This window comes from Paraglaciecola sp. (assembly GCF_030730205.1).
Taxonomy (GTDB): Bacteria; Pseudomonadota; Gammaproteobacteria; order Enterobacterales; family Alteromonadaceae; genus Paraglaciecola.
The window spans coordinates 1-6,283 of sequence record NZ_JANQVQ010000177.1 but is presented as its reverse complement, the minus strand read 5'-3'; the positions used below and the strand labels follow the sequence as shown (position 1 = coordinate 6,283).

At 43.2% G+C, this 6,283-nt stretch carries 6 protein-coding genes; all 6 read left to right on the top strand.

What is annotated here, in order from left to right; translation table 11 throughout:
• Window positions 1–380: 380 nt before the first annotated feature.
• Window positions 381–1,472, top strand: a complete 1,092-nt coding sequence (locus NWQ57_RS12285; RefSeq protein WP_306022443.1) for a polysaccharide lyase family 7 protein — start codon at window positions 381–383, stop codon at window positions 1,470–1,472.
• Between the two features lie 49 nt (window positions 1,473–1,521).
• Window positions 1,522–2,286 carry an SDR family NAD(P)-dependent oxidoreductase gene (locus tag NWQ57_RS12280; protein ID WP_306022442.1) on the top strand — a complete coding sequence of 255 codons (765 nt, stop codon included), beginning with the start codon at window positions 1,522–1,524 and terminating at the stop codon, window positions 2,284–2,286.
• Between the two features lie 75 nt (window positions 2,287–2,361).
• Entirely contained in the window at window positions 2,362–2,796 is a 435-nt protein-coding gene (locus NWQ57_RS12275; protein ID WP_306022441.1) for an RbsD/FucU family protein, read from the top strand.
• A 199-nt stretch (window positions 2,797–2,995) separates the two neighbouring features.
• Window positions 2,996–4,237, top strand: a complete 1,242-nt coding sequence (locus NWQ57_RS12270) for an Nramp family divalent metal transporter (RefSeq protein ID WP_306022440.1) — start codon at window positions 2,996–2,998, stop codon at window positions 4,235–4,237.
• A 12-nt stretch (window positions 4,238–4,249) separates the two neighbouring features.
• The gene (locus tag NWQ57_RS12265) at window positions 4,250–4,738 is read left to right on the top strand and encodes a gluconokinase (protein ID WP_306022439.1); all 489 of its coding nucleotides are present in this window, start codon (window positions 4,250–4,252) and stop codon (window positions 4,736–4,738) included.
• A gap of 103 nt (window positions 4,739–4,841) precedes the next feature.
• Complete coding sequence (locus tag NWQ57_RS12260) at window positions 4,842–5,951, top strand: polysaccharide lyase family 7 protein (protein WP_306022438.1); 1,110 nt, start codon at window positions 4,842–4,844, stop codon at window positions 5,949–5,951.
• Window positions 5,952–6,283: the final 332 nt, after the last annotated feature.

Below are 6,283 nucleotides of genomic sequence, written 5' to 3'. Positions count from 1 at the left end.
ATCCGTCAAACGACAGAGTTAGGCAGTATCTGGCAATATAGTGAAGCTGACCGTCGAATGACTGTTGGGGTGCGCGCTAAGTTCTAAAAAAATTAAAATAAAGCCTATTAAGTTAATAGGCTTTTCTTTTTTTATAAAAATTATCGTCATTGCTAGAGAGACAATAGATCTCTGTAGAGTATGAGCAATGATTTGGCCAGATAAGACGTTAACATCCTATATAACTTGAAGATGTAGCAATCTTAACTGGGCATGTTGTTTGTCTAAGCTGACTAAAGCAGCAGGGTAAACAATGGGGAAAAATGGGTTATGTCCCGATGGTTCTGTATCCAGGGCAGTACATTCAAATTTTAAATCGTCAATTTTATACGGGATTATTTATGATCAATAGAAATTCTAAAATTTTAGCTTCAATTTTTTGTGCTTTTTTGGCTAGTTGTGGTGGCACAACTGCCCCTGTGGAAAAAAATGATGTAAAAGCCATGCAATTGCCTCCAGCGAGCAAATTTGATTTGAGTCATTGGTATCTTACCGTGCCACTCGATGAAAACAGGGATGCCGTGTCGGATATTTACGATGTGGCCGAACTTCAGACTTATTCTAATTCCGACTTTTTCTATCTCGACAAAGATAATCATATGGTCTTCGCTAGCCCAAATAAGGCGGCGACTGAACGCACATCCACTAATACCCGTAGTGAATTGCGCTATATGATCCGCGGTACCGACCAAGCTATTGCCGAGGGCGCACCCGCTAACAATTTTGCGTTGGCTGATAACCAACATGCGTCTCAATATGCGGCGCTAGGTGGTAAGTTAGAAGCGACTCTGCACGTTGATCATGTTCCGCAAACCGCGGGATATCCAAATAAGCCGCCCGCCTATTCTGTGGTAGTAGGTCAGGTGCATTCTTTTCAATTGGATGACGATAAACAAATTCCGGGATTTGGCTGGGGTAATGAGCCGTTGAAGATCTCCTATAAAAAATGGCCAAACCATAAAAATGGCTCGGTATTTTGGGCTTATGAAAGAAATCTGGCCACAGATGATCCCAATCGAATTGATATCGCCTATAGCGTTTGGGGCAACAATTGGGATGATGCAAGCGATCCGGGTGTGAATGGTATCGCCCTTGGTGAAGAATTCAGCTACACAGTGAATATATATAAAAACATCATGTATCTGGAATTTACCAGTGCCAACCACGATACGGTTAATTACCAAATCAATCTAGCCGACAATACCGATGTCAATGGTGAGGTAGACCCTGCGGATTATGTATTTGGCTACAAAGACGAAACCATGTATTTCAAAGCTGGCGCTTACAATCAATGTAGTACCAAAACGGGTGATCCGAGCTGGCGTTACCCCGCTTGTCCGGGCACAGGGGACTGGGAAACGGATGTTGCGAATGGCGATTACACTAAAGTCACGTTTTCGAAATTGCTCGTGAGTGCAGCGACTCCAGAGTAAGCTGTTTTGCTACAAATACCATTAGCTACTTTATTGATTTAGGAATGATATGAATAACAAATTAATCGGAAAAAACGTTCTCGTTACAGCAGGCGCGCAGGGTATTGGTGAAGCTATCACCAGACACTTAATTGATAGTGGTGCAAACGTTGCTATCCATTATTTTTCAAGTGCTGATACGGCAAACCAATTGGTCGAATATGCCATCAGTAAGGGGCAAAAAGCGCTGGCGATAAGCGGTGATTTAACCAATGAGTCGGACGCTAATGCCGTGGTCGAAAAAACAGTTGCTGCCCTTGGCAGCTTAAACATACTCATTAACAATGCGGGCTCTATGATCGGACGAAAGTTGCTGAGCGACATGGATGCAAAGTTTTGGCACAAGGTAATGGACGTCAACGTTACGTCCATGATGTTTGTAACGCGAGCCGCATCACCTCATCTGGCGAAAAATGATCACAGCAGTATTGTCAACTTGGCGTCTCTTGCTGGTCGCAAGGGCGGTCACGCAGGGTCGCTGGCATATTCCACGAGTAAAGGTGCCATTCTTACTCTGACACGAGCCCTATCAGCAGAATTAGGGTCTAAAGGCATTCGTGTCAACGCTGTTGCGCCGGGACTTATCTTAGGTACTTCTTTTCACAATACGCATACGACCAAAGAGTCAGCGGATAAAACCGTGGCCGGAATTCCCATTCAACGTGCAGGCAATGCCAATGATGTAGCACGGGCGGTGGTTTATCTGGCATCCGAGTACGATGGTTTTATCTCCGGCGCGACCCTCGATATCAATGGTGGTGTTTACAACATGTAGTTGTTGGTTAAACAGGGCAAAAACAGCACTATTCTGCTGCTGTTTTTAATCTAAACATTTTAATAAAGGTAATTTATGCTCAAGACAGCGGTGATCCATCCAACAATAATGGAAGCCCTTGGGCGTTCGGGCCATTTTGCCCAAGTTGTGATTGCTGACGGTAACTTGCCGGTAGCAGCCATGACAGGTCCAAACTCTACAACAGTACATCTTAACTTTCGTCCAGGCATATTAGATGCCTTGACCGTGCTCGAAGGCATACTTGCAGTGTGTCCTATTCAAGGTGCAATCGTTATGGAGAAACCTGTTGCAGTGAATGCCGAGATCCATGATGTCTATAAAACATTATTAGGGGACGTGACTTGGGACGTGATGGAGCGCTGGGCTTTCTATGACAAAATTAGACAGCCAATGACAACCTTAATTATCCAAACAGGTGAGCAGCGGCGTTTCGCCAATATTATCCTCATTGTTGGGGTGGTCAAAATGGCAGAAGAAAGCAATTTTTAGTAACTTGGGTTTGAATATTAGTATGGTCTATCTATTTGATTATTAAATTAATTTTCAGAAATAGGACTTGTGGCAACAGATTAAATAGTGAGTGCTAGCAACTGACCATCAAACACTGCGTATAGATGTAGTACAGGCTGAGCCCACTGGGCCAGTCTGTGATTGATAGAATTTAGGTTTATTTTTTGAGGTAATACATGTGTCAGCACTAATTAGAACAATTTTGAGTTTCGGCCCGGCGTTTTTAGCTATTGGCTATACCATTGGTACTGGTAGTGTCACGGCAATGATCGTGGCAGGTAGCGCTTTTGGTATGCAGTTATTGTGGGTTTTGTTGTTAAGTTGCCTGTTTTCGGGGGTGCTTATCTACGCCTATGGTAATTTTACCTTAGTGACGGGTGAGACCGCACTCTACAGTTTTAAGAAACACCTGAGATTTGGCAAACCTATGGCCATACTTATCATCATTGGTGTGTCTTTTGGTCAGTGGAACTCATTGATCGGTATATTGGGTATATCTGCCAATATTATTTTCGAAATGATTGCCATGTATTTCCCCTCGGTGATCCCGCATAAGTACGGTGTTGTTATCGCAATTGCCGTAACGGTGATTAGTACCATGTACGCGATATTACTGATTGGTAGATACTCTCTGTTTGAAAAAATTCTGGTAATATTTGTATCTTGTATGGGGGTCTCCTTCATCTTATCGTTATTCGTTGTACACCCATTGCCCGTTGAAGTGGTAAGAGGTTTGATACCTGTTATACCTGATGTTGAGGGTGGAAAAATGATGGTTGCCGCCTTTGTCGGAACCACCATGGCTGCCGCTACCTTCCTGTCCAGACCCCTATTTATTCAAGGAAAGGGTTGGACTATCGAAGACAGGGCCCAGCAAAAGAAAGACGCTATTGTCGCTGGTGGCTTAGTGTTTATTATTAGTGGCGCGGTAATGGCAGTAGCGGCTGGCGCGCTGTATCACGACGGCAAAACAGTAACAAACGTTGTGGACATGGTAAGTGCCTTGGAGCCAATCGCTGGTAAAGGCGCCCTTAGTGTATTCTTTTTTGGCACCCTGGCCGCAGGTTTGTCTTCGGTGTTTCCGTGTATGCTAATTGCACCGCTGTTAATTGAAGATTACCGCTCGGGTAGATTGGATACCCAGTCCAAACAATTTCGAATTATCACCGGCATCGCAGCACTTGTTGCACTAACCATTCCAGTATTTGGTTTTAATCCTGTTAAAGGACAAATATTAACCCAAGTGTTTAATGTATTTGTGCTGCCCTTAGTCGTATTAGGCATCATTTTAATGATCAATAATAAAAAATTAATGGATAAACATGCAGCTGGTTATCTACTTAATTTTGTCTTGGGTTTGGCATTTTTATTCTCTGTGGTGATTTCGATTAACGGGATCCTCGCACTGAGTGGCCAATAGAGGCAAAGCCTGATGATTGTGATCGTTTGTGGTGTTTCTGGAACAGGAAAATCAACGGTAGGTAAGTTATTGGCTGAGGCGCTGCAGTTGCCTTTTTTGGATGCAGATGACTTTCATCCACAGTCTAATGTACAAAAAATGCAGCAAGGTATTGCCTTAGATGACAAAGACCGTCAGCCTTGGTTGGAAACGATTGCAATAGAGTTGGCTGCTTGGGAAAGCCTGAGCGGAGGGGTGCTCGCTTGTTCGGCATTGAAGGCGTCCTACCGAGAGACCCTGAGGTCGAAATGCAAAAAAGAAATTCGCTGGATTATCCTGCATGGTTCAACAGAGTTGCTCACACAACGATTGAGTTCGCGACAAGGGCATTTTTTTGATCCACGATTATTAAGTTCCCAATTGAATACCCTTGAAGTGTCTGACGATGCTTGGGTAATAGACGTGCAGTCGAGTCCAGATGAAATCGTAAAGACTATTCTGCAGGGCTTGGCTAGGAACTAACTGTTTTAGTTACCGTCAACTTAAGATGGCGACACTGCACAAGTCACTGGCAGTTTTGTAAAGTCGCGGTACAGAATCAGCGACGATTAATGGAGTGTAAATAATGAAATGTAAAAAAATACTGGTTCCGTGTAGTGCCATCACGCTAAGTGCCTTAATGTTATCAGCTTGTAGTCCAAGCGCTAATACCGCTGCGCATACAGGTAATGATGCAAGCGAACAGCGGGTTATGGTGCCAGCCGATAAATTTGATCTTACAGGCTGGAAAATCGCTATTCCTACCGATGACAATAATGACGGTAAGGTTGATGAAATCAGTGTAAAAGATATCCAAACTTACCAGCATCCTGATTATTTTTATTTAGATGCACAAGGCAACATGGTGTTTACCACGCCTAATAAAGCCTTCACTACTCCAAATTCATCTAATACCCGCAGTGAGTTACACCAAGTCATTGGTGGCATCAATGGCGAAAAAGATGAATTTGCGAATAACTTCTCGCTACAAGCCAATAAACGCGCTGAGCAATACAGTCAAATAGGTGGCAATTTACAGGCCACCCTTAAAGTGAATCATGTGGCAAAACGCGCGGCTTATCCTGAAAAAGCCCCTGCTTTTTCGGTGGTTGTGGGGCAAATTCATGCAGGTAAAGACCAAGCCTTAGTCGCTGAGGGCGAAGGTTATGGTTACGGTAATGAACCGCTAAAAATTTTCTACAAAAAAAGACCAGATCAGGAATATGGCTCTGTTTTTTGGAACTATGAACGTAACCTAGAGAAGGAAAACTCAGACAGACAAGATATCAGTTATCTTGTTTGGGGTAAGTCATGGCTCGACACTGACAATCCGGGTGAAAAAGGTATCGCCCTTGATGAAGCCTTTAGTTATGAAGTGAATGTATATGAAAATATTATGTATTTGACATTCACAACAGCTCGTCATGGTAAGGTTAATTTTGAAATTAATTTAGCTGATAATATCGATGCCAACGGCATGGTTGATAAGTTTGACCACCCTGCTGGTTATACGGGCGACGTGCTCTACTTTAAAGCGGGTGCCTACGATCAATGTAGCATTAAAGACGACCCAGGCTTTTGGTACCCAGCCTGTTTAGGTACAGGTGATTGGAAAACCGATAAAGCCAATGGTGATTATGCTCAGGTAAGCTTTATGCGTTTGGTGACAGGACCTAGTACCCAACCCGAAAAATAAGACCGAATAGCAGAAAACATCTGGATATTAGTATTCAAAATTTTCCATTCTTTATAAGAAAATAGATTTTTGGGGCACGGTTGATTAAAACTAATTAGTCGTGACCTCGTGCCTGTTACATCTCTGCAATCTGCTATATGGGATCACTCATTGGAAGACCAACGATTGAACTCACAGCACAATGCAGCCTGTCAGATGAGGTGGTGCAGTCCATTAAATACAGGCAAGCGCAGCTACTTAATTCGTCTGGAGTGATATTCATTTTATGATGATAGTGTTAGTTAAAGCAGTATCTTCTTCGGACTGGATGTTTTCAGAGTACTTCAACATTG

Coding starts and splice junctions, on each gene's coding strand:
- NWQ57_RS12285 (WP_306022443.1), top strand. CDS start 381: ATGATCAATAGAAATTCTAAAATTTTAGCTTCAATTTTTTGTGCTTTT.
- NWQ57_RS12280 (WP_306022442.1), top strand. CDS start 1,522: ATGAATAACAAATTAATCGGAAAAAACGTTCTCGTTACAGCAGGCGCG.
- NWQ57_RS12275 (WP_306022441.1), top strand. CDS start 2,362: ATGCTCAAGACAGCGGTGATCCATCCAACAATAATGGAAGCCCTTGGG.
- NWQ57_RS12265 (WP_306022439.1), top strand. CDS start 4,250: ATGATTGTGATCGTTTGTGGTGTTTCTGGAACAGGAAAATCAACGGTA.
- NWQ57_RS12260 (WP_306022438.1), top strand. CDS start 4,842: ATGAAATGTAAAAAAATACTGGTTCCGTGTAGTGCCATCACGCTAAGT.